At 39.8% G+C, this 24541-nt stretch carries 15 protein-coding genes; 3 read left to right on the top strand and 12 right to left on the bottom strand.

Annotated elements, in window-relative coordinates; genetic code table 11:
• Positions 1-109: 109 nt before the first annotated feature.
• Positions 110-808 (top strand): NUDIX domain-containing protein, encoded by a 699-nt coding sequence (locus tag QZ738_RS10605; protein ID WP_293787311.1) that lies wholly within the window; start codon positions 110-112, stop codon positions 806-808.
• Positions 809-899: 91 nt separating this feature from the next.
• Positions 900-2711 carry a glycoside hydrolase family 15 protein gene (locus tag QZ738_RS10600; RefSeq protein WP_293787310.1) on the top strand — a complete coding sequence of 604 codons (1812 nt, stop codon included), beginning with the start codon at positions 900-902 and terminating at the stop codon, positions 2709-2711.
• Between the two features lies 1 nt (position 2712).
• On the opposite strand, the gene QZ738_RS10595 is transcribed toward QZ738_RS10600, so the two are convergent.
• Positions 2713-3483: an SDR family NAD(P)-dependent oxidoreductase gene (locus QZ738_RS10595; RefSeq protein WP_293787309.1), complete on the bottom strand. Its 771-nt coding sequence runs from the start codon at positions 3481-3483 to the stop codon at positions 2713-2715.
• A gap of 179 nt (positions 3484-3662) precedes the next feature.
• Here QZ738_RS10595 and QZ738_RS10590 point away from each other — a divergent pair, with 179 nt between their 5' ends.
• Positions 3663-4193, top strand: coding sequence for an OmpA family protein (locus QZ738_RS10590; RefSeq protein WP_293787307.1), 531 nt, complete (start codon positions 3663-3665; stop codon positions 4191-4193).
• Positions 4194-4470: 277 nt separating this feature from the next.
• Here QZ738_RS10590 and QZ738_RS10585 read toward each other — a convergent pair whose 3' ends face one another.
• The 11 genes from QZ738_RS10585 to QZ738_RS10535 all read right to left on the bottom strand — a co-directional run bounded on the left by QZ738_RS10585 (position 4471) and on the right by QZ738_RS10535 (position 24481).
• On the bottom strand, positions 4471-5328 hold the full coding sequence (locus QZ738_RS10585) for a glycoside hydrolase family 16 protein (RefSeq protein ID WP_293787305.1): 858 nt from the start codon (positions 5326-5328) through the stop codon (positions 4471-4473).
• A gap of 99 nt (positions 5329-5427) precedes the next feature.
• Positions 5428-7170 (bottom strand): RagB/SusD family nutrient uptake outer membrane protein, encoded by a 1743-nt coding sequence (locus QZ738_RS10580; RefSeq protein ID WP_293787303.1) that lies wholly within the window; start codon positions 7168-7170, stop codon positions 5428-5430.
• Between the two features lie 9 nt (positions 7171-7179).
• A complete protein-coding gene (locus tag QZ738_RS10575) occupies positions 7180-10260 on the bottom strand; it encodes a TonB-dependent receptor (RefSeq protein ID WP_293787301.1) in 3081 nt (1026 codons plus the stop codon).
• 32 nt (positions 10261-10292) lie between these two features.
• Positions 10293-11999: a RagB/SusD family nutrient uptake outer membrane protein gene (locus QZ738_RS10570; RefSeq protein ID WP_293787299.1), complete on the bottom strand. Its 1707-nt coding sequence runs from the start codon at positions 11997-11999 to the stop codon at positions 10293-10295.
• An 11-nt stretch (positions 12000-12010) separates the two neighbouring features.
• On the bottom strand, positions 12011-14890 hold the full coding sequence (locus QZ738_RS10565; protein ID WP_293787297.1) for a SusC/RagA family TonB-linked outer membrane protein: 2880 nt from the start codon (positions 14888-14890) through the stop codon (positions 12011-12013).
• Between the two features lie 586 nt (positions 14891-15476).
• Positions 15477-17300: a beta-galactosidase gene (locus QZ738_RS10560; RefSeq protein ID WP_293787295.1), complete on the bottom strand. Its 1824-nt coding sequence runs from the start codon at positions 17298-17300 to the stop codon at positions 15477-15479.
• Positions 17301-17410: 110 nt separating this feature from the next.
• The gene (locus QZ738_RS10555) at positions 17411-18532 is read right to left on the bottom strand and encodes a glycoside hydrolase family 43 protein (protein ID WP_293787293.1); all 1122 of its coding nucleotides are present in this window, start codon (positions 18530-18532) and stop codon (positions 17411-17413) included.
• A gap of 71 nt (positions 18533-18603) precedes the next feature.
• On the bottom strand, positions 18604-19851 hold the full coding sequence (locus QZ738_RS10550; protein ID WP_293787291.1) for a DUF2264 domain-containing protein: 1248 nt from the start codon (positions 19849-19851) through the stop codon (positions 18604-18606).
• 19 nt (positions 19852-19870) lie between these two features.
• Positions 19871-21001 carry a glycoside hydrolase family 88 protein gene (locus QZ738_RS10545; RefSeq protein ID WP_293787289.1) on the bottom strand — a complete coding sequence of 377 codons (1131 nt, stop codon included), beginning with the start codon at positions 20999-21001 and terminating at the stop codon, positions 19871-19873.
• Positions 21001-23169: a family 43 glycosylhydrolase gene (locus QZ738_RS10540; protein WP_293787287.1), complete on the bottom strand. Its 2169-nt coding sequence runs from the start codon at positions 23167-23169 to the stop codon at positions 21001-21003. Before QZ738_RS10540 ends, QZ738_RS10545 begins: the two co-directional genes overlap by 1 nt.
• Before the next feature lie 10 nt (positions 23170-23179).
• The gene (locus QZ738_RS10535; protein ID WP_293787285.1) at positions 23180-24481 is read right to left on the bottom strand and encodes a BNR repeat-containing protein; all 1302 of its coding nucleotides are present in this window, start codon (positions 24479-24481) and stop codon (positions 23180-23182) included.
• Positions 24482-24541: the final 60 nt, after the last annotated feature.

Below are 24541 nucleotides of genomic sequence, written 5' to 3'. Positions count from 1 at the left end.
TAATCGGCCAAATTATAAAATTATTATTAATTGTCAAAACGACAATTAATAATAATTTTTATTTTCGTGAAAATTTAAACATATTAAGCCCTTTAAACCTTGATAAGAAATGATTGAATATTCCAGGCAGCCGCATTATCTAGTTGCTGTTGATTGCATTGTGTTTGGATTTGATGGCGAACATCTAAAAATTCTATTGGTGAAGCGGGGTTTAGAACCCGAAATAAACAAATGGAGTTTAATGGGCGGTTTCGTAGGCCCGGATGAAAGTCCGGATGATGCAGCAAACAGGGTTCTCAAAAAAATGACGGGTTTAGAAGGGGTTTACCTGGAACAGATGCAGATTTATGGGGAACCTCATCGCGATCCGATTGAAAGAACGCTTTCTGTGGGTTATTTTGCCCTTATTGATATCCATAAATATGAGGCACAATTGAATGACGATTATGAGGCGGAATGGTTTTTGATTAACGAGAGGCCTAAACTTATTTTCGATCATAATCAAATGGTTATTGATGCCCGAAAAAAATTAAGGTATAAAGCGGCCCTCCACCCCATATTGTTTGAAATGCTGCCTAAAAAATTTACGATTCCGCAATTGCATATCCTTTTCGAAGAGGTAAACGATACTAAAATCGATACCAGAAATTTCAGCCGTAAAATTACCTCAACCGGATTATTGATTAAACTGGCCGAAAAAGATAGAACAGGCTCTAAAAAAGGGGCATTTTATTTCAAACTCGATAAAAAGAAGTATGCGGCCAATGCACAGGCTTTTTTAAACCTGGTGCCAAACTTAAAAGTGTAGCTTATTTTCGTATTTTACAACGCTTAGTGTTATTAAAGGCAAAACAAAAGCAAAGCATTATTCCTTTGCTTAAGTAAATTGTACCTTAAATATGGCAAAGCACAAAAAACGACCTTTCCAGCCGATAGAAAACTATGGCGTGATCGGCAACCTTAAAACTGTAGCGTTGGTTTCGCTAGAAGGCTCGATAGATTTTTTGTGCGTACCAAAATTTGATTCGCCCACCGTTTTTGCCTCGATGCTCGATTCGGAAAAGGGAGGTTATTTCTCGGTAGAACCACAGCTTGACAACTTCACCAGCAAGCAACTTTACCTACCGGGAACAGCAGTTCTCCTGACGAGGTTTTTCGCCGAACATGGCATCGCAGAGCTTAGCGATTACATGCCATTATCGAAAGAAACAGATTTCCCGAGTGCCATTGTGCGGCAGATCAAATCCATCAGGGGCAATATTACTTTTAAAGTTTTCTGCGTACCAGCTTTCGGCTACACGAAAAGTAAACATACGGTTGAGCATGAAAATGACGAACTGGTATTTTTCTCCAAAACAGAAAAACTAACCTTAAAACTAAAAGCAGATGTACCGTTACATATTGAAAAAGGTACTGGCTATGCTGAATTTACGCTCAAGGAGTCGGAAACAGCTCACATCATCATGGAAATTATTGAAAATGATGAGGTTGCAGCTGATTTAGCCCATTACAAAGAACATGGCTACCGCAAAACCGTCGATTACTGGCGGGAATGGATCAACCAGACTACTTATAGAGGCCGTTATGATGAAATTATCAGGAGATCGGCAATTACCTTAAAGTTGCTTACTTCAGCAGAATTTGGTTCGGTAGTGGCTGCGCCTACCTTTGGTTTGCCCGAAACGATCGGTGGAAACCGTAACTGGGATTACCGTTTTACCTGGATCAGGGATGCGGCTTTTACCATGTATGCATTTTTAAGGCTCGGCTTTTTTGATGAGGCTACTGCATTTATGGACTGGATATTTAATCTTTGTCAGAAAATAGATTTGCAACTGGTGTATCAGATTGATGGTAATACGAAAATAAAAGAAGTAGAAGCTGACCAGTTTGAAGGTTACCTATCGTCGAAACCTGTGCGCATTGGCAATGAAGCAGCCAGCCAGTTACAGATTGATATTTATGGAGAATTGATTGATACGATTTACATTTATAACAAATCGCACAAGCCAATTACCTACGAGTTCTGGACATTGATAGAAAAACAGGTTCAATGTGTAATCAAACAATGGAAAAAACCCGATCATGGCATCTGGGAAATCAGAAATGAGAAAAAGGAATTTCTGCACACACGTCTAATGTGTTGGGTAGCGATGGATAGGGCAATTAAAATTGCCGAAGACCGTTCATTCCCTTACCCTGAGCAGGAATGGCACGGTATCCGCAGCGAAATTTACAAGGATATTTACCATAATTTCTGGAATGAAAAGTTAGGAGCATGGGTTCAGTACAAAGGTGCCACACATGTAGATGCCAGTGCCTTGCTGATGCCGTTAACACACTTTATCTCGCCCCTGGAGCCCCGTTGGCTTTCGACGATGAAAGCAATTGATAACGAATTACTGCTGGACGTATTGGTTTACCGTTATAAAAACGGCACGACCAAAATAGACGGATTGGAAGGTGAAGAAGGTACCTTTAACATGTGTTCGTTCTGGTTTATTGAAGCACTAGCTAAAAGTGGAGAACTGGAACGTGCGGTTGAAAATTTTGAAAAGATGATCGGTTATTCCAACCATCTTTTACTCTTTAGCGAGGAACTGGGGCAAAAAGGTCAGCACCTGGGTAATTTTCCACAGGCTTTTACCCACCTGGCTTTAATCAGTGCAGCTGTAGAGCTTAATAAACAACTGAGCCGGCAAACCGGTTAGCCTATTGTTCTTCGTAATGATAGGTTAATCCTCCATCAACATAATAGGTTGATCCGGTTACGTAAGCGGCATCATCAGAGGCCAGAAACGCAACCACTGCAGACACATCTTCTACCTTACCCATCCGTTTTAAGGGAATATTTTGAATAACTTTTTCCAGTTGTTCTTTATTGTTCAATAAATCCTGATTGATCGGTGTTGAAATAGCTCCGGGTGCCACATTATTGATCCTGATATTAAAGGGTGCCAATTCTGAAGCGAGATTTCTGGTTAACATCTTTAAACCACCTTTACTGGCACAGTAAGCGGCAAAGTTTGGAAATGCAATTTCTTCGTGGACGGAACTCATATTGATAACCGTTCCGGCTACTTTGCTTGCTCTACAGTAATTTACAAACGACTGGATGCAAAAAAAAACACCTTTCAAGTTTGTGTTCATAACGAGGTCGTAATCCTCTTCCGTAACTTCCAAAAAGCTGGCCTTCTTTTCTACGCCCGCATTATTGATCAAAATATCTAAATGGCCGAATACTGCTATAGCATCAGTTACCAGTTTGGTGGCCGCATCAGCTTTACTTAAATCGGCCTCTAAAAAAGTTACTCTTCTGCCCAGATCCTTTATATCTGCAATAAGTTTTTCGCCCCTTTCATCAAACTTATGACCATTTAAGATAATATCACAGCCCTCTTCGGCCAACCTTAAGGCGCAGGCAGCACCAATTCCCTGGCTACTTCCGGTAATTAAAGCGATTTTGTTTTCGAAACGATGCATATTAAAATATTATAATAGATAAAGGAAATAGCGGAGAATATGTTTGCGTAAAATTGAAGTAAATTAAGATGGCAAATACACCAAATGTAAGTTCTTTAAAAAAACATCGTTATAAGCTATAATCATTTATTAGTATGTTTGGGCAACAAACACACAATAAACATAAATTAATTTTAAAAATGAACATGACCAAAAACCTTTTTCTTACCATGCTCTTAACTTTGTTTACACTAACCATGTATTCTTGTAAAACAAAAAAACTTGCTGCCAAACCGGTTCCGGTACCTGTTGAAAAACCGGCGCCACCAGTAGAAGAGAAAAAACCAGCACCTGCGCCGGAGAAAGAAGAAGCTCCAGCTCTGGTTGAAAAACCCAACTTTAACTTAGATAATATCCAATTTGAATTTAACTCCTTTGTACTTAAAACATCTTCATTCCCTATCCTGGATAAAGCAGTTACAGAAATGAAAAAATCGCCTGATACAAAATTTATTCTTAATGGCTATTCATCTGCTGAAGGAACTCCTGAACATAACATGCAGCTTTCTGTAGACCGTGCAAACGCCGTAAAGTCATACTTTATCAACGCCGGTTTAAACGGAAACAACTTTACCGTTGTTGGTCATGGGGATAAAAATCCTATTAGCAGCAATAACAGCGAAGAAGGAAGGATACTGAACAGAAGAACTGAAATCAAGGTTCAGAAATAGCGATTAAAATATACCAAAAAGGGCTATGGTTTAATTTCCATAGCCCTTTTTGCGTTGTTACTAACCGTATTGTGAAGCATAGCGTCTCTACGGATTCTTTAGCAAGATCAGATTAATAAGCGATATGGTTAAAGGAGTCGGAGACACCTTGCTATTCTTTAATACCTAGTCTTCAGGAACACTATTCCTGATAAACATGAAATGTTTTTTCTAATGAAAGCCCCTGAAACAAGTCCCGGGTGACGATATTCTGGATAGACAGGGGGTTACAGGTATATTACTTCTGATAGACCCTAACATAATCGACTTCCATCCTATTGGGAAATTTAGTATCATTTAGCGGTCCGCCATTCATCCCGCCCATGGCCAGATTGAGTAAAAGGTAATGTTGTTGTTTAAAAGGATGGAAATCTGAGCCGTCATCATTTTTAAGATCTTTTAACAAGGTTCTGTTCAAAAGCAGGCCGTCAACAGATAAACTAATGGCTTCGCTATCCCAGTCCATACGCCAGACATGAAATGATGCTGCCCATTTTTTACCACCCAGTTCAGTTATACTTTTGGTATTGCTAAACCATTTCGGCTTTTTATTGGCACCTAAACTAGCGATATTGGCCAATAATTTTCCTTCATAATACTCCATAATGTCGATCTCTCCATTGGCAGGCCAGTGGCCTTTTAAGCCCAATGTCCAAAACGCCGGCCAAAGTCCATCTGAGATGTCAATTTTGCCTCTCATTTCGAAACGGCCATATTGCCAGCTTTGCAAGCCTTTGGTAATGATACAGGCTGAAGTATAGGTTATATTTTTGGGCTTTTTGCGCCAGTCATTACTTCCTTCTACATAAAGCGGATTGGGCTTTTGTTCTTTCCGGCCTTCGATAATCAACTTGCCATCTTTACAAAAGGCATTTTCAGGCTGATACCATTGCAGCTCTTCATTACGTACAAAACCTTTTTCATAACCCCAATTCGCTGGATTGGGTGGCCCATCTTGATTAAATTCGTCATTCCAAACCAATTTATAGCCTTCTGATGAATAAACATCAATTAGATTTTTTGGATTCTGTAAGACACAGGATTGGTTTAAAAGTAATAAAACGACAAACCCATAAAAATACTTTTTATTTTGCATAAGGTCCTTTAGTTAAATAGTAATCAAAAAGATTCAATGTAAGAATATTGACTTAAAAAAACCGGGCCACCGATTAGGGTGGCCCGAACGAATTAAAAATTAGTATCCTGGGTTTTGCAAAAATGATGGAAGTTTCAAAATTTCGCTCTGTGGAATGGGCAACAGATAATTTGCGGCACGGAAATTATGTTTTCTAATGGAATTCGAGATTTGATAATTATATGAATTACCGTCAGTAGATGTAGATGTTGTACCCGTTTTAGGTGTGATGAGCATCACTTTGTTGAAGCCATTTTCAGTCACCTCAGCAATCTTCCATCTTCTTTCGTCGTAAAATCGTGTATCTTCAAATGCCATTTCTGTTCGTCTTTCCTTCATGATAACCTCTCTGAGTTCTGACTGGCTGATTCCGGTTTTAATACCGAATCTACCGTCAGTACCAGGCAGGATCCCTGCCCGCTCTCTGATTTTGAAGATGTAGGTAAGCGCATCACTAATCTGTCCCGATTCGTTAAGTGCTTCAGCATAATTTAACAATATTTCGGCATATCTCATTAACGGATAACCTCTGTCAGCTGTTGCACTTCCGCCCCACGTTACGTTCACATCGCACATTTTACGACCATAATATCCGGAAGTAGTTCCAATACCAGTACCATCACTAGGTGCATTTACATAGGTAAAAACAGGTGTTTGAGCTCCACTGTTATTTGCGTAAGATGAACCATTGTAAATCACCGTGTAACCGAACCTTGGGTCGCGGTTAACATACGGATTGGCTGCATTATAACCTGAAGCCGGATCCGTAATCGGCTTGCCGTTACGCATATCGAACTGATCGACCAGGTTTTGAGTTGGTGTTGAATAATATCCCCCATTTCGCGAAGGAGGAAGAAAATGTCCCTCAAAATCTTTGTTCGGAGCTTGTGTATAAGTAAATATCAATTCGCTGTTTGCCCTGTTAACAAAGGTTTTGTAAAAGCCATAACCTGGAGCGGTAGTATTATCGAACACGAGGCTATACTTATTCATATCAATTACCGCTTTAGCCGCTTGTGCAGCTATTACCCAACGGTTGGCATCGTAGGTAGGATAAGCAATGATACTGGCAATTGCACCCGTTTTAACTATTCCTCCCCCATTAAATAGCGGACTTGCGGCGCTGAGCAACACCCTTGATTTTAATGCAAGGCACATGCCTTTTGTAATTCTTCCGTAATCCTGGTCTAACTGGTCTAAAGGAAGGTCTGCTGCAGCGGCATCACATTCGCTTACAATATAATTGATGCAATCTTCATAATTATTGCGTGGAATATCAATGATATCATCTTTATCAAATAACTTGTCGCCGAGAAGCGCTATGCCACCAAAAGACTTTACCAGATAATGATAATACCAGGCCCGCAAAAACCTCGCTTCTGCGGCTACCCGTTTTTTAGTAGAGGAGGCCAGTGGCGTAGACGGTAATTTAGAAAGGAATAAATTTACCGCACGAATCTGTAAATAGGGTTGCACATAAAAATCGGTTGAACTGCCTTTTACCACATTTAATGGGTTAACATTTCCTGAGTACAGAATTACGGCATATTGCCCCGACCCGCTGTAGCGATATTCTGCATCATCAGTAGCCTCTTCAAGGTTTCCATGACCGTCCCAGCGCCCTTTATTAAACGAAAAAGCTGATCCCTGATAAATCCCATTTAAAAAGCCTAATGTTCTTACGCTATCACTAAATACCACCGATGCATCCTGCCCGGCATTTTGCTGATCAAGGTAACTGGTTGCTTTTTTGCAGGAGATCAGGCTTGTTAAAATTAAAACAATTACAATATATCTTTTCATAACTTAAACTTAAAATGTTACCGATAAACCCATATTATATAGCCTTTGTGGCGGATAATTGGTATTCGTGTTGTAACTTGATATTTCGGGGTCGTATTCGTACAACGAGCCAAGTTTGGTCCACGTAATTAAGTTTGTACCATTTACATATATTCTTGCCCCTTTTAAATGCACTTTATTTACCCAACTTTGTGGAATTCCATAACTAAGTTCAATCGATTTTAGCCTTAAATAATCACCTCTAACATTCCAAAAGTCAGATGGTGCAGTAGGAATGGAAATTGAATTTGGAGAAGTTGATAATATAGGGTATCTGGCATTCTGACCAAGTTCCGGAGTCCAGCTTTGCTGATGGATCGCCTGGAAGTTTGATCCAAAAGCCTGGATAGACTCCCTCACACCTGCCACATTAAAATTCAATGCGCCTTGAAATAACACATTTAAACTTAAGGTTTTATAGTTTGCACTTAAATTAAAGCCCACAATGGTATTTGGGGTATTGGAATATCCGAAATAAGATTGATCAGCATCCGTAATTAAACCGTCTCCATTTAAGTCGGCATATTTAAGATCGCCTGGTTTTGCACCGGTAAGTGGCTTCGCACTGTTTGCAACATCAGTTGCGTCCTGATAAAAACCTAAAAATTTAAATTGTTTAGGTGTATTGATTGGATTGCCTGTATATTGCTGGTACGGGAAAAGCGGTAAGGCTTCGTCCTGGAAAACAATTTTATTTTTAGCCACAGAAATATTACCGCCAACGCGATAAGTAAAATCTTTACCAATTTTATCGTTGTAAGCAAGTTCCAGCTCAAATCCCCTATTATTTGTTTTTCCGAGGTTAACCGGCGGCAACGATTGTCCGAACACATAGGAAACAGTTCCTCTATTGGTTAAAATATCGTATCGATCATCGTTAAATACATCAAGCGTAGAGGTTACACGTCCTTTAAACATGGTTAAATCCATACCGACATTTAGCTTCTTTACCTTTTCCCAGGTAACATCGGCATTCGCCAAACGGCCTTCAAATATGGCATTATAGGCATTATGAGAAGTTCCGAATGATACGGTACCACTATTGTTATAAGTTTGCAGATAAGCATAGGCATAATTACCAATATCATCTGTGCCAACTAAACCGTATGAAGCCCTTAGTTTTAAACGATCAATAAACTTGATATTTTCTTTAAAGAAGTTTTCTTCCGAAATGTTATAACCAATCGATCCGGCTGGGAAGAAACCATACTTTTTACCTGAGGCAAAAACCTCTGTTTTATTATAACCTGCATTGAATTCAGCCAGGTATTTTCCTTTATAATCATATCCTACACGACCTGAAAAGCCACTGGTTGGAACGGGTATAAAATTTAATATGCGGTTTGAATTGTTAGCATCTCTGTATCCAAAGTAACTTCTTCTGTTATACAATGCCAAACCAGATAGGTGGTGCGAACCGAAAGTACGATCGTAATTTAATGAAGCCTGTGGGTTAATTGTTCTTGTGGTAGAACCAGGACTATAGTTTAATGAATAAAAACCTACCCTAAATACGTTTGGATCTTTAGGGGTATAACTTCCATCGGCCGGGTTGTAAATAAAAGCAGGATAAGTTCCTCTTGACAAGCCCCTGGAGTATGCGTAAGTACTGCCATAAGCAATAGCGCCCCTTAAAGAAAGTCCTTTCGTAATAAAATCAAGCTTTTGCGTAGCTGCTGCATTAATATTCATGTTATTTTCGAAATCCCTGCTGTATCCTCCAAGCGTTAATGCCTGTACAATATTCGGTGATGAATAACGGCCAGGTTGCGCATAACTGTAACCATAACTGCCATCAGGATTGTAAATAGGATAAGCAAAAGGCGCCAGGGTTAGGTAACTGTTATAAAAATAAAATATATTCTGGATACCATTTATATTTGGAATTACCGGATTATTTCTTTCTCCAATATTTCCAAATAAATCAAATTTAACATTTAAGGTTTTTGTGGCCTTAATATCAATATTTGAACGGTAGTTGTACCTTTTGTAGTAAAAGTTATTGTTTACATCTTCGCCGGAACCAAAATCATTTAAAAGACCATTCTGATTAATCATCCCTACCGAGGCAAAATATTTCACGATATCGTTACCACCGCTAATATCAAAATTGTTGCGCCATTGGTAACTAAACTTACGGAATAATACCTCTTTCCAGTCTACATTCGGGTGTCCGTAAGGGTCATCGCCGGTTCTCCAATGTTCCAGATCGGCGTTGGTATATAAAACAGGTAGACCATCGTTTACCCTGGCTTGATTTACCAGCTTAGCCGATTCATATGCATCAAGAAATTTGGGCAGCCTCGTGGGTTGCGAGAGTGCATACTCACTACGGAAAGTAATACTTGGAGGCCCCACAACCCCACGTCTGGTGGTAACCAAAACTACACCATTAGCACCTTTGATACCGTATACTGCTGTTGTAGATGCATCTTTCAAAATACTTAAGCTTTCAATCTCATTCGCATCCAAACGTGCAAATTGCGCATAAGTAAACTCAATATCATCTACAATAATCAGGGGTTGATTAGATCCGGTATAAGAACCTGTTCCACGGATAAAAAACGTTGCCCCATCTGAACCGGGCTGACCACTGGTTTGCTGCGAACTGAAACCAGGTAATCTACCGGCCAAAGTATTCTGTAAACTTGCAGAAGGGTTTCTTCTGATATCCTGTCCGGATACCGAACTAATTGCACCAGTTAAGGTCGCTTTCTTAGTGGTACCATAACCTACAACCACCACTTCTTCCAAACCTTTAACATCAGCCTCTAATGTTACATTGATGTTGGCCGATTGGCCAACGGTAACCTCTTTTGCCAGATAACCAATGGCATTAATCACTAAAATCCGGCTCTTACCCCTTAGGGTCATCTTAAATTTACCGTCAATACCGGTAGACGCCCCATTGCCCGGAACACCTTTTTCGATGATAGTTGCTCCCGGGATGCCTCCCTCTTTATCACTAACCTGGCCTTGTATATTTACATTTTGCGCAAAAAGTATTTTCGACAAAATGGTGAAGGCTAACAGGCATATATATTTTTTCATAAATATTCTCATTTCTAACTTATTATTAATCATTACCAACCTTCATTCTGTATCAGGCTTCTATTCCTGATTATCTCTGAATAAGGAACAGGCATCAGGTAAAACCGCTGATTAAATGTGGTATTGCTCACTGTTGATGGGGCAAAGGTTAAGGTACCAGCTGATGACCTGGTAATTGTAGTACCATGAAGTGAGCCATTTAAAACCTGACCAGCAATTTTCCATCTTCTGATGTCCCAGAAACGCTGTTCTTCAAAAGCCATCTCAATTCTTCTTTCATTTTGGATAAAAGTCCGCATATCGGCCTGAGACATTCCATCTTTGACACCATAGGCATTTGCACCTGTACCAGCAGCAATTCCGGCCCGTAAGCGAAGGGATCTTAATGGTGCATAGGCATCAGAGGTTCTACCTACCTCATTTAAACATTCAGCATAGCTGAGTAATACTTCTCCATATCGAAAAATAACAAAGTTATGGTCTTGCGTAGCATAAGCTGTTGCATTAGAGAAATCGGCCATATATTTTTTTAGATAGTAGCCTGTTCTGGTTTGTACAGCCACGCCTCCGGGTTTATCCTTGCCACCTTCAAATGTTTCCACATTGCGGCTCAACCACCTTACACCATTATAGAAAACAGTATTGTCTAATCTTTTATCTCTACCGGAATAAGGATTAGTTGCTGAATAACCCGAAGCAGGATCAGTAATACTTAACCCGTTAGACATCGGAAATGCATCAACCAATTCTTGCGTTGGACTGGTTAAACCATTACTTAAAGGTGTAGTATATCCCATAGGAGCGTTATTGGTTTCTACATCGAAAGTTTTGGCCCTTTGTTTTGCCAGTATAACCTCTGTATTTTTTCTACCGATAAAAGCTGCATTAAACGTTGTGGTAAGCTGGTATGCATTTAAATTAATGAGGTCTTGCACAGCGTTCAATGCCAATGTCCATCTTCCGGCATCGAACGTTGGGTAACCTGCCAATGCTTTCTTTACCGGATCGCTGGCTGTTCCGCCTCCGTTAAAAAGTGGACTCGCCGCATACAACAATGCTCTTGCTTTTAATGCATAAGCTGCACCCCTCGTAATTCTGCCCAAATCTGAATCTACAACCGGTTCTACACGCAATAAACCTTTAATGGCATCACATTCGCTCACCACGTAATTAATACATTGCTCAAAGCTATTACGTGGAATCTGTAGATTATCGTCTGGTGTTAACACCTTATCGCCAATTAATGGTACACCGCCATACCGTTTAATCATCTCAAAATAATTCATTGCCCTGATAAAACGTGCTTCAGCTTTCCAATACTGAATGGTTTTTGGTGCATTCGCATCAACCGGAACTACATCCACATTGGCCAGGAAATCGTTGGCAGCACGAATTGCGCGGTATGCGCTACTCCAGTTATCATCAGGGTTATTGGTAGAATTTAACCTGCCGTTTTTATAATATTCCACTACCCTATTCTGTACAGATGGAATCGCATCATCGCTACCGGCATCAAGAAAATCGCCAACGGTGTTATCTCCATCGGCCCTTACCCTATTGAAACCGTCTGGGAGCGATGTGTATAAATCAGAAAGTACCTGTCTGGCAAAATCACCATTTTTATCAAGTGGATCGTAAACATTATCTCTTTTAATTCCCTGTAAAGGGGTTTCTTCATATTTTTTGCATGATGCCATCCCTATTAAGATCACCACCACAGCTATTATTTTAGTATTCATCTATTTAAAGATTAAAATTTAACACTCAAGCCTCCATTAATAACCCTTTGAATGGGGTATACACCACCGTTAGTTTCCGGATCTACCCGATCAAATGAAGCACTTGTAAACAGGTTTGTTCCATTTACAAATAATCTGATGCCTGAAACTTTTACCTTATTGGCAAATCGGGATGAAATGGTGTAGCCCAACTCCACATTTTTTATTCTCAGGTAACTACCATTATGCATCCAGAAAGATGAAATAATATTATTGTTAAAGTTATTTCCTACAGTAACCCGTGGATAAGTTGCTGTTGCAGCCGTTGCCGGGGTCCAGCGATCCAGGTTATGCTCATATGCCTGCCCAAAGCCACCATTCTGAAATTCCCATTCACTATTACCGGTTAGCAATAAGTTTCTATTGGCGACACCTTGTAGCAATACACTTAAATCGAAACCAGAATAAGAGCATCCAACATTTACACCATAATAAATTAATGGCTTATCTGTACCAATTTTTGCCTGGTCGAACTGGTCAATTACACCGTCGTTATTTAAATCCTTATATTTGATATCACCTGGTACCGGGCTATAACCTGCAATTTTGGCTGCTGCATTAATTTCCGCCTGAGATTGGAAAAGTCCATCAGCAATATAGCCAAATGGCTGGCCTACGGGCTGGCCGGTACGGCTTTGGTAACTATATTCTCTAAATACCTCATTTTGGTTAATTACTTCTGATTTTAGCGTACTCGCGTTACCGGAGATGAAATAGCTAAATTTACCTAAAGATTGCTGCCAGTTTAACTGAAGTTCGAAACCGCTATATCGGTTGATACCCACATTTAAGTTTCGGAGGGTAGTACCAACTATGGCTGATAAATTAGGTGAGGTAAGCAGATCTGAATATTTATTATTGAAGTACTCAGCCTGTAAAAATAAATGGTTGTTAAATAAAACACTTTTTAGCCCTAAATTTAACTTGTCTCCTTTCTCCCAGGTTACATTCGGATTTGCCAGGACATCCTGACGCAATGCTGTACTGCTTGAAGCACTGGTACCAAAGAAATACGAACTTGGACTGTTTACATAAAACTGTTGGAAAACAAAGTAACCGGCAGCATCATTCCCCGTACGCCCATAGCTGGCAAATAACTTAAGGTCATTCAACCAGGATAACTTTGGCATAAACTTTTCTTTGGTAAGCGTCCAGCTCAAACCTGCCGCAGGGAAAAATCCCATTGGTGATCCTTTTGGATACCGGTTTGTACGGTTAAGGCCAAATGCTATTTCTGCTGTATAACGCTCATCAAAATTATATGCAACCCTGCCAGAGCCACCATAGTAATTTAAACCAAGGTCGCTACCGCTATTTACATTATCGCTCGTTGCCCTAATTTGAGCATCAATTTGATGCAGGCCAAAATTTCTTTTGTAACCTACAGCCCCTTCCAGATAAGATTGTCTGTTTTGATAATCTATTGAGGTGTTGTTGGTTTGTGTACCATTTGTGCCAAAAACCTGATAGGAAGCCGTTGAACCTGTACCAGTTTGTTTAGAAACTGCAAAAGATTTGCTTCGATCTGTATTTTCGGATATACCGGAATAAAATGAAACAAGAGCCTGTGCCCATAGGCCAGGTATTACATCATCTAAATTTCTTTTTAAAGTTAAATCTGTAATGATATCTCTCCGGTAATTTAAGCGGTATCCTGAGCTAACCGTTTGCGCATAAATATTATTCTGAAACTGTGTATTTCCCCCGTAGCTGCCGTCGCTGTTGAATACCGGATAAGCATTGTTTGGGGTATTGAGTATAGCACTAAATATATTGGCAGCGGTACTCCCCGGTTGAGTATAATTTCCAATACGGCCAAAAAGGTGCAGGCCTAAAGTCATTTTTGGAGTAAGGTTGATATCAACATTTGAACGCACAGTATAATTGCTGAAGCTGGCGTTGGTAGAATACTCATTCAGATCATTCTCCTTAAACTGCCCTTTTTGGTTCTGATATTCTAAACCAACATAATATCTTGCTGTATTTCCTCCTCCACGGAAATTTAAATCATACCGGCTGAATGCTGACCTGTCTTTTAACACCTGGTTCTGCCAATCCACATCAGGATGACCAATAGGATCTGATCCGGTCCTGAAAGCATCTAAATCGGCTTGTGTGTAAACCGGTAAATCACCACTATTTACCCTTGCCTCATTGTATAGGGTTGCGTAATTGAACGCATTTAAGGTTTTTGGCATTTTTAACGGACTCTGGTAACCAGTTTGAGCGGTTAAAGCAATTTGTTGTGCACCTACAAAACCTCTTTTTGTAGTTATGGCAATTGCACCACCTGATGATCTTAGTCCCAACATAGCAGTAGAAACTGCATCTTTAAGTACAGTAACCGACTCTATCTCCTCCAGATCGATCATTGTAAGGTCTCTCGGTATTCCATCAACCAGAACAATTGGATTTTGGCCCCTTAAAGACACCGTTACTTCTTCGAGTCCCGGACGTCCGCTGGTTTGATTGGTATATAAACCTGCTAATCTTCCAGTTAAGGCGTTTTTAACACTTGTTATTGTCGATTTAACCAGATCGTTATTATATACAGCCTGGGTGGATGAGGTAGTGAGACCTGGTGATACTTTAATGTCATTGGTTAACACCACCTTTTTTTGCTGCATCACCATAATATTGTTACCATCAATACGGATAATCTGGTTCAAATTTCCGGTTGCTGTGTACTCTTTCAGTAATTTACCATTGTAATGTACACGGATGATATCATTCCTCTTTGAATTTAGTTTTACTGTCCCTGCACTGTCTGTTTTAGCGCTATATTTAATACTTACGTTTGAGATATCTGCACCTGCTAACGGGAAATCATTTCCGTCCAGAATGGTAAACATAACACTCTTCAGTTGAACGGTATCTTGCCTGTTTATCAGATTTCCCGGGTTTGCGTAACTTTGATTAGCTAAAGTTAGAAAGGCCCACGATATGAATATGAACCTTAGATTTTTAAGTGTTTTTTCTCCACTCATATTTTAATAATTAGTTAGTTGTACTGCAGCATACACACCTTAAAATATGGTGTGTATTGGCAATGTAATGTTGGTTTATAAATTTAAGGATACGGCAAAGACCATGGATACATACCTTGCATTTGGCTATGGAGTGTATAATCCTAAATTATTTTAAGCTTGGGCGCTTAATCAAGAATATAATCGAATCAGATCAATAGTAAGTGTTTTTTCATATGAATTAATGGTTAGTTGGTTACTACAAGATAGCTTTGGAACAGATTAAAATATGCTTAAAGCCAATAGTCTGGTTTGCTATAAAAGTTACTCATGGAATTAAGTATAAGTTTCGCAAAGTAACCACTTATTGCAATAACTGAGTGAGGGGTAATATGGTAATAAATAGGGGCTAAATTGTTATTTTACTTAATTTAACAATTTAACCCCTACAATTTTAAATGTTAATGTACATTTAATTTTTAAGCATATTTAAAATCGGCTGATCAATTGCTTTTAAAATATTTTGATCAGGTTTGATCAGTTCTAAAACCGAAATCTCGTTTTTACCTTTTTTCAACCATTCTTGTGGGATATAAAGCGTCTGTTGCGGACCAATTGCCCAATACTTTCCTAGGTTGTGTCCATTAACCCAAACCACACCTTTGCCCCAATCAGTCATATCTAAATAAGTATCCGCCACAGTTGAAATTTGAAAAGATCCTTTTTGTAAGGTTGGCCCATATCCACTTGCTTTTGCCTGACCTGTTGCAGCGATGCGATCATTGCTAAAAGGAAAGCCATACATAGACCAGTTTTTAATTTCGCTACCATCGAAACTAACCTGTTCAGTAATTCCTTTTTTGTTTTCCAACAAATACTTTCCGAAATTGATACGTCCCATATTCTCCACGAAAATATCGAGCTGCACCTCTCCTGCCGGAAGGTCTAAGGCTAAGGTATTCTGGTTTAGCCTACGGTCTAAAATACCCACTCTTTTCTGGTTAACAAAAACAAGTGCATAATCTCGCAATTGTTTAAGCTGCAGTTCACCTTTTCTTCCACCTTTGATGGTAGTACGGTACAATACGTAACCATAATCCTGACTAAGGTCTTCGAAAGTTAAGGGTTTGCTATTTTTCACTGCTTTAGGCAAGGCGTTAAATAAGGCTACTTTAGTTTGCAATTTAAAAGGTGCAATAGCCATGCTCGGTTTTGCAGTTGGAACCGGAGGCAAACTTTGTCCTGCGGGAAGATGTTTTTCGATCACGCTCCTAAATGCTTTAAATTTTTCGGTTACGTTTCCTGCTTCGTTTAAAGGTGCATCATAATCATAACTACTAATCTGTGGCTCATAAGGTGAAGTATCCTTATAATTGGCTCCATTCATAAAATCGCGGGTGGTTCCGCCATGGAACATATACATATTAATTGAAATTCCTGATGCTAAAACCGAATCTAATTTTTGCGTATATTGTTCAGCTGGAACAGTGTGATGAGGGGTTCCCCACCAGTCGAACCATGCAGGATACCATTCAGCAATAAAATACGGGCCTTTGCCACCATGATTTTCATTTACCAACTGTCTGATTTTTGCTGGATTATCAATTCCGTTTAGTGCAGGAAGTAATCCATCCAAATGCCCGTCTTTTACATCTGCCGCCGGATCGCAGGTATAAAGCAAGCCATCAAAGCCCGCATCTATAAACATTTTCCGATTGATATCTAGATACTTTTTATCGGCAGCATAAGAACCATATTCGTTCTCTACCTGCACCATAATAATGTTACCACCATGGTTGATCTGCAACGGGGCCAACTGTTTGCCCACTTCAATTATATACTTTTTATATTCATCCAGATATTGCTGTTCGGTACTTCTTACCACAAGGCCCTTTTCAGTTTGCAACCAGTAAGGATAGCCACCAAATTCCCACTCTGCACAAACGTAAGGACTTGGCCTTAAAATAACCCACAGTCCTTCTTGCTGGGCAATTTTCACAAACTCTGCAATGTTGTTATTGCCTGAAAAATCAAACTTGCCCTTTTGTGGTTCATGCAAATTCCAGAATACATAGGTACCAATGGTGTTTAAGCCCATTGCTTTGGCCATTTTCATACGTGCCCGCCAGGCTTCTTTTGGTACACGTGGATAGTGCATCTCGCCGGAAATAATCTGAAAAGGTTTTCCATCCAATAAAAAGTCTTTTTCTCCTAGCTTAAACGTATGTTTAGCTTCCTGGGCAAAAGCCGATAAGGAGAAACATAACGTCATCAGCCATAGTAATTTTGCTTTCATTTTTTCTTAAGTTTGTTTTGAGATGACTCGATTTTTAGGCAAAAAAGTAGTGTTTTGCGTACTTCTGCGCAATCCAATCATCAAGGTTATATTGAAAATTTGTTTTTTCCCTAGTTTTTAAATACGCTCAGATCCCATTCATCTGCCCACTTTATTGAGATTTTATCATCTTCAAATTTGATCGGCAACCACAAATAACGTCCATCAATTGCATTTTTGGGTGTCCATTTATCTGCCATAAAAATAAATTCCCCTTTTTTTCCGGGCGCCGGTAAAACATGGGTACTCTGTCCGCCAAAGGTTATGTTGGCACCTTCGCCCTGGCAAGGGTTTCCCATATAAGTCCATGGCCCCCAGATATTGCTTGCCTTAAACCATCTTGCTGCATTTGGTGCCCATCCTGTGCAGCCTGAACCGATCATATAATATGTTCCGTTTTTTTTGAATAACGCTGGTGCTTCAGTTTGATGGCCAACATAAATCCTGATGAATTTTCCGGTATGTCCTAAATAATCGGGTGTTAATTCTGCTAAGTGTAATGTCAGATTCTCTTCAGAAGAAAATACATGATAAGCCTTTCCATCATCGTCTACGAAAACAGTCATATCCCTGGCCATCTGCCCGCCAGGAAAATCCCTGCAGAAAAAGCCATCACTTTCATTGGCCGGTTTCTGGCAGTTTACCATATCTTTTACATCTGTGCCTGCTGCATAAAACGGCATTTTGCCAGGGTTTGGCCTGTAACTTTTGATAAAAGTATATGGCCCGGTTGGGCGATCGGCTACGGCTACTCCCGATCTGGCTGCAGCATAACCTTTGCCCAAAAGTTCTAAGTGAAACCACATGACAAACTTTTTAGTTTTCTTATTGTACACCACTTTTGGTCTTTCGAGAATACAGCCTTTGGCTATATCGCTTGTTAAATCGTTAGAAACAGGCAATGCAATACCTTCATCTTTCCAGTTATATAAATCTTTTGATGAATAGCAGTGTACGCCCACCTGCGCTGTGTTTCCTATTTCTCCTTCAACTTTATGTTCCCCAAACCAATAATAAACGCCTTTATACTCTACAATACCACCTCCGTGGGCATTGATGTGAATACCCTTATTATCTTTCCAAATTTTACCCGGGGTAAAAGAAGTGTAGGTTTGCTGTGCAGAAACATAATTGCTTAAGCTCAGACTAAAGGCGATAAATCCTAAAACGAAACTGATTCTTTTGTTCATCATTTTAATCAACTATTTTTTAATGTTACCAAGAGGGTTATTCCCTGTTTTCTATTTGTGTGTTAAAGTGTTATCTATTTTAAACTGACGCTATGGTCGTTCTCGAAATTTTCTCCGCTCCAGATCTTTTGTGCGCTCCATTTCTCTGCCGGGTTAGCCCAAAAAGGATCAGATGCTGGCAAACCTAAAGGCAAAAAGATATTTGACGCGATATATGGACTACCCTGGTTGTTATAAAAATCGCCAAGATTGGGTTGATCACCATATAAACCTATGGTTAACCAACCATTTTTATAGGTTGAAGGACTCTCTAAAGTTTTCCTGATTACAGCCGTTAAAGCGCAACGTACCTGCGCGGGACTTAACTGTTTGGGCAATGCTTTTCGCCAGGCCATGTCTGCCAGGTGGTGAAATGCCGCTCCCCTGTAAATAATGGAACGACCGGTAGCCGGATAAGTACCATCAGTGTTGATCAATCTTTCCTGAATAATAGCATAACGTTCATTGCGCTTTTTAACCTTCTCGAACATATCTTTGTAACTGCTCGTTTTAGCACCGATGATATTGGCCAAAGTGGCCAGATAGGGATGGATTACATAGCTATTGTAATAGTCGAAGGCAAATGATGTTCCATCGGTATACATACCATCGCCGGTGTACCACTGTTCCATTTGCTGCAGCGCGTAATCAACACGCATAGGATCCCAATTGTAGCCAAATCTGGCTAAAAAGGCTTCATTCATTGCTGAAAACAGCAGCCAGTTAGAAAAAACAGGCTTGAATCTTCTGGTAGTTACAATAGATTGCATCATCAGTTCCTGGTTTTTCCGGTCCAAATTTTCCCAGAGCCATGGCGCACGTACCAAGGCAAGTGCTATATAAGATGCATCTACCAGTTGTTGCCCGCCAATATCGAAGGTCATGAAATCTTTGGCATTAGAATCCAATGCATTTTTCAGTCCTTTAATGGCCCATTCCCGGTATTGTTTTCTTAAAGCCACCTCTTCTGGATTACCTCCCTCTAACTGCAACCATGGTGCGATACCACTCAAAACCCGACCTAAAACTTCAACATATTGTACTTTAACGCGATGTTCTTTATTATCAATATGGACAGATGTAACCTTAGGCATGGCAATTCGCAAACTATCATTAGCCAGATTATATAAAACAGGTTTCACCATCTTATCCATTTGCTGTAACCAAAATTGCCTGTCGGTTAAAGCTGTACTTTTGGTATTTCTGCTTTTCTTTTGTGCAAAAGACGCCCCACAAGTGCAGATGATCAGCAAAGCTGCGATCAATATATATTTAAATCTCATTTTCTTTTATAAACATTTATTATTTGTTTGATAAGTAGCGGTACATTTCGCTTCCGGCCAGCAAAAATGCTCCTACACCAAAATTTGCAGTAGAATTTACATCAACCACCTGCCCCGGAATAGCCTTCTCACCAATTGGCTGAACATAACCCAGTTTGCCATTGGGCTGTAATGCAGTTTTGGTTAAATATTTCCATGCTTGATGCACAGCTGGTAAATATTTTTTTTCTTTTAAATAACCATTATTTATTCCCCATAATAAACCATAAGTAAAAAATGCTGTGCCACTGGTTTCAGGCCCTGGTGCGTGTTGCGGATCCAGGATGCTCCTGGTCCAATAACCTTCTGCCTGCTGGCTTTTAACAATTGCCCTGGCCATCTTAAGGTATTTGGTTAAATATTCGTCCCGGTGTGGATCTGTTTGTGGCAAATCTTTAAGCACTTTTGCCAAACCTGCAAACACCCAACCATCGCCCCTTGCCCAAAAATCTTTTTTACCATTGATCGTTTTATGTTTTGGATAAACATATTTGGCATCGCGATAATAAAGCTTTTCCTTTTTATCATACATAATGCTGTTGGCATACATAAAATATTCATACAGTTTATCCAAGTATTTTTGATCACCAGTTACTTTATAAAGTTTGGTCATTACTGGCATTACCATGTACAAACCATCCGCCCACCACCAATAATCATTGTTGGGTGTAGCCATTTCGTATTCCATTACCTCTTTAGCCCTTGCTATTTTATATTCCTCGGGTTTTAAATGGTATAAATCAACATAAGTCTGAAAGCAGATCTGCCAATCGCCGAATAAAACATATTCATCTGTTTCACCGTATTTATACTTCCAATTGGATTTATCCGTTGATTTAGCGCCCATCCATTGATTATGCCGGGCCCAGTCTTCTGAATATTTACGGTATGTCTCATTTTTGGTAACATTATAGGCCTCCATATTCCCTGTATGATAAGCTGCATGATCCCAAAAGGCACGTACTTCGGCTTTATTGTTTTGTTGCCAATAAGTATTTGCACGGTTAATCATTTCCAGCACATCCTCCTTTGACGGCTGATATTGGGCACTTACGGTGCCACTGATTAAGGCTAAGAGCAAAAATAATGCGCGGTATAATTTCAAATCCATTAACGTATTGGTTTAATGCCACTTACAGTTGGTTTCACCGGTATAATGGTTCCATCCGTATTAAACTCCATTTTATCGATACAAACCTCCCGGTTAAAACCCGCAGCGTCTCCCATTAAAATCCCTTTCGGACGGGTAAAGCGGTGGTAAACCATATACCATTCGTCTTTGCCGTTTACTTTGATTACACTATTATGTCCTGTACCATAAATGCTTTGGGCAACATCTTTAGCTAAAATCAAATTGTTTTCGGGAATGGTTATTTTTCCTGTAGGCGAATCCGAAAAGCCATATCTTACCCTGTAGTTTTCGCTTCTGGTATCATCTTCAGACCATAAAAAGTAATATTTCCCGTTTCGATAAAATACTTCTGTACCTTCCCTAAAAGTATTATCTGGTGTTATAATTTTGATGGCACTGGTATCAACCGAAATCATATCATCATTTAAAGGTGCAACTGCCATGTAGCCATTTCCCCAATACAAATAACTTTTGTTGGTTTTAGGATCATTAAACACATCCGGATCAATCTCCTGCCCACCTCTCGCACCCTTTGGCCTGCTTGCAATCAGCGCTTTTCCACTATCCTTGAACGGACCGGCCGGATGATCAGAAACTGCGACGCCAATCTTCTGTGCGGCGGAAAAGTAATAGAAATACTTGTATGCTCCATTTATTTTCTTCTCCGTAATGGTAGGTGCCCAGGCGTTCCTTTTTGCCCATGAAACCTCTTTTTCAAGATCTAATATTTTGCCTTCATCTTTCCAGTTCACCAGATCTGTTGAGGAGAAACACTTAAAATAAGTACCGCTCCAATTGTTGAAACCATCACTGGTTGGATAGAGATAATACTTAGCAGTTTTATTGGAATACAAAATTTCAGGATCAGCATAATAGCCTTTTAATACAGGATTGTTTGCCACGGCAATGGTTACTACATAGGTTTTAGTCTGCTGACCTGGAATAGTTACCTTGATGGCTACCGGACCGTTTGAAAAATTTATTTTGCCTTTCGGCATTACACCGATTTGGTTAAAGGTATCAAACTGAGGGTCAAAAGCCTTTAAATCGGTACCATCATTTACAGGCAGATAAAGTTTTCGGTTTACACTATCAAGAACGATGTTATTTTGATTTATGGCCCTATTTTTTGCGGTTTGCAGAACAGACTCAACGGTATACCACTGTTTGAGCAGCCGGTTCAACTCCTGTTGAGTAATCGGCAAAATAGTTCCATGCCTGGGATGAAAATCCATTGTGATGTCCTGGTCTACTACAGTAAAATTGGTCAAATCTTTACTTTTGGTAAACTGATAATGGCCTTTCATATAAACATCGTACATCAGGATGTACTCATCACTATTGTTCAGCTTAAAAACGCCTGCTCCTTCTACCGCTTCTTTAGTTTGCTGCAGGTATTTATCCTGTAATACATAGCCTCCTGTTAGTTTATCAGAAACCGCTTTTTTAATGCCATTGCCGTTACCTTCTGTTTTAAAAAACAGGTTATATTTTCCTTTATCGTAAATAATATCTCCGTCGATACAAGAGCCATTGGTTGGACTAAAAAACAGTTGCTTTGGAGCTGTTTCCAGGTCGGTGAAATCGGCATTGGCATAAGCAAAATAAATTTTATCAGGGTCATTACCATGCTTCATCGACCAATAGATCATGTATTTTTTGGCCGTTTTATCATAAATCGTTTGCGGGGCCCAAACGCGTTTTAAATCTTCGTTACCAGGAAAACGTTTTTGAATATTAACAATTGCAGATGTCCAGTGGATCAGGTCGTTTGATTTCAGCAATACCATTGCCCTGTTGGCATCCCAGCCCTTGGCCGAAACCATATCAGTAGCAACCATATAAAAGGTTTTCCCGTCTTCACCGCGTAATATATGTGGATCGCGAACGCCACCTGTGCTGCTGATTTTTTCAGAAGAGATCACCGGATTATTGTTGTTTAATGCCTTATAGTGATAACCATCAGCACTCACAGCAAAACGAATAGCCTCTTCTGCTTTCGAATTTCCGGTGAAATAGGTAAATAGATAAGCCACATTTTCTTTTGATCCGGTTTTATCAACGGACTTTTTAGATTGTGCAATGATTTTGCCTGATAAAAATATCAGTAATAAAAGAATACAATATTTCGGCAGTGAATATTTCATTTCTTAATCGTTATTTATTTTTAGGTTTCCAATCTAATACCTGCACAGGGGTTGGCATACGATCTGCTTTTCCTTCGCCATCTATTTGGGTAACATTTTGCAGAAATAAGCTCAATATCTTATTAGTTTTCCAAAGTTCGGTGTCATAAGTAGGTTCCCAATCGCCCATGCTCGTTTGGGTAAGATCCTTAATAGTCCAGTTTTCCGATCCCAGATTACTGTTTAAAGCGATAGATGCCTTGTTTTGGCGCTCAGCATCTCTAAATAATAAACCTGCGGCATAGTGTTTCCCATTTGGCCAAACGATAATCTGCGGTCTCGAAATCGGAATCCGCTTGGTACCGGTGCCACTTAGGCTAAACGTTGTTTTTCTGAAATTCAGGTTGCTTACTTTCCAGCTGGTGTCTGTTTTATAAACAAGGTGATATTGGGGGCCGGTTTGGTTCGTTCCGCGCCAGTAACCTGCAATAAATACCTTTCCTTCTGCATCGGCAAACATCGATGTTTGATTAATCAACTCACTTTTTTGCGGAATTTTCACGGTATACTCTGCATTTTTTGCCGTAATAGGAAGCATATATTTTTCGCCGGTAGATTTTAACCAGGTGATGCCGCCGTCGGTTGATTTTGCATAACATAGATCATGATTACTGGCCACATCAGGACTTTCGCGCCATACCCAGGATAAATGGATGGTTCCAGCCAGATCTACCGCAACCTGCCAATAGGCATTTCGCTGCCCTTCCCCATCTATCATCCCATCCTGTACACGTGTCCATTTTTTGGTCTTCAGGCTATAATGATTGATCATTAGATTTCCGTTTCCCGAACCCCCGTCACGGTAAAGAAACAACAGATCGCCATTGGCTAATTTGTAAAACTCAGGATAACTGACTTTGTTTTCCTTCACAGCTAACATGTTTTCCCTGTTCCCAACAGTTAACGAACCTGCTGAAGTGGATTTGGCGTAGTTTAAGTTATTGTTATGCTGCCCCCAGGCCAGGTGTAGGAAACCATCACCATCAACCATAATGCTAATGGATTTATGAGCATCGGTGGCGTCGCCTTTGTAAGGTGTAGTAACTGCTATCCAATGAGTGGAGCCAATTTTGCGTTTAGCCAACACTACATTCTGTTCATTGTCGTAATAAGCAGCATACTGGCTATCTTTAAAGCTGATTAAAGCATTTTTACGAAAAATAACGGTATTTACCGAATTGTTCGCCCAGCCGTTACTGGCAACAGTACTCAACTGTGTTTCTTGCGCAGCCCCCATCAAACCCATGCTGATGAAGGCGTAGATTAGGAACATACTTTTAATTCGGTATTGACACATTATTGGTTACAATGCTCGGTTTCTTAACATTTGATA

This window comes from uncultured Pedobacter sp. (assembly GCF_913776295.1).
In the GTDB taxonomy this organism is placed as follows: Bacteria; Bacteroidota; Bacteroidia; order Sphingobacteriales; family Sphingobacteriaceae; genus Pedobacter.
Note: the sequence above shows the minus strand (reverse complement) of the source record. Positions and strands in the feature narration are given on the sequence as shown.

What these genes read in the sequence shown, in the direction of transcription:
- QZ738_RS10605 (WP_293787311.1), top strand. Translation starts at nt 110, where the DNA reads ATGATTGAATATTCCAGGCAGCCGCATTATCTAGTTGCTGTTGATTGC.
- QZ738_RS10600 (WP_293787310.1), top strand. Translation starts at nt 900, where the DNA reads ATGGCAAAGCACAAAAAACGACCTTTCCAGCCGATAGAAAACTATGGC.
- QZ738_RS10595 (WP_293787309.1), bottom strand. Translation starts at nt 3,483, where the DNA reads ATGCATCGTTTCGAAAACAAAATCGCTTTAATTACCGGAAGTAGCCAG.
- QZ738_RS10590 (WP_293787307.1), top strand. Translation starts at nt 3,663, where the DNA reads ATGAACATGACCAAAAACCTTTTTCTTACCATGCTCTTAACTTTGTTT.
- QZ738_RS10585 (WP_293787305.1), bottom strand. Translation starts at nt 5,328, where the DNA reads ATGCAAAATAAAAAGTATTTTTATGGGTTTGTCGTTTTATTACTTTTA.
- QZ738_RS10580 (WP_293787303.1), bottom strand. Translation starts at nt 7,170, where the DNA reads ATGAAAAGATATATTGTAATTGTTTTAATTTTAACAAGCCTGATCTCC.
- QZ738_RS10575 (WP_293787301.1), bottom strand. Translation starts at nt 10,260, where the DNA reads ATGAAAAAATATATATGCCTGTTAGCCTTCACCATTTTGTCGAAAATA.
- QZ738_RS10570 (WP_293787299.1), bottom strand. Translation starts at nt 11,999, where the DNA reads ATGAATACTAAAATAATAGCTGTGGTGGTGATCTTAATAGGGATGGCA.
- QZ738_RS10565 (WP_293787297.1), bottom strand. Translation starts at nt 14,890, where the DNA reads ATGTTTACCATTCTGGACGGAAATGATTTCCCGTTAGCAGGTGCAGAT.
- QZ738_RS10560 (WP_293787295.1), bottom strand. Translation starts at nt 17,300, where the DNA reads ATGAAAGCAAAATTACTATGGCTGATGACGTTATGTTTCTCCTTATCG.
- QZ738_RS10555 (WP_293787293.1), bottom strand. Translation starts at nt 18,532, where the DNA reads ATGATGAACAAAAGAATCAGTTTCGTTTTAGGATTTATCGCCTTTAGT.
- QZ738_RS10550 (WP_293787291.1), bottom strand. Translation starts at nt 19,851, where the DNA reads ATGAGATTTAAATATATATTGATCGCAGCTTTGCTGATCATCTGCACT.
- QZ738_RS10545 (WP_293787289.1), bottom strand. Translation starts at nt 21,001, where the DNA reads ATGGATTTGAAATTATACCGCGCATTATTTTTGCTCTTAGCCTTAATC.
- QZ738_RS10540 (WP_293787287.1), bottom strand. Translation starts at nt 23,169, where the DNA reads ATGAAATATTCACTGCCGAAATATTGTATTCTTTTATTACTGATATTT.
- QZ738_RS10535 (WP_293787285.1), bottom strand. Translation starts at nt 24,481, where the DNA reads ATGTTCCTAATCTACGCCTTCATCAGCATGGGTTTGATGGGGGCTGCG.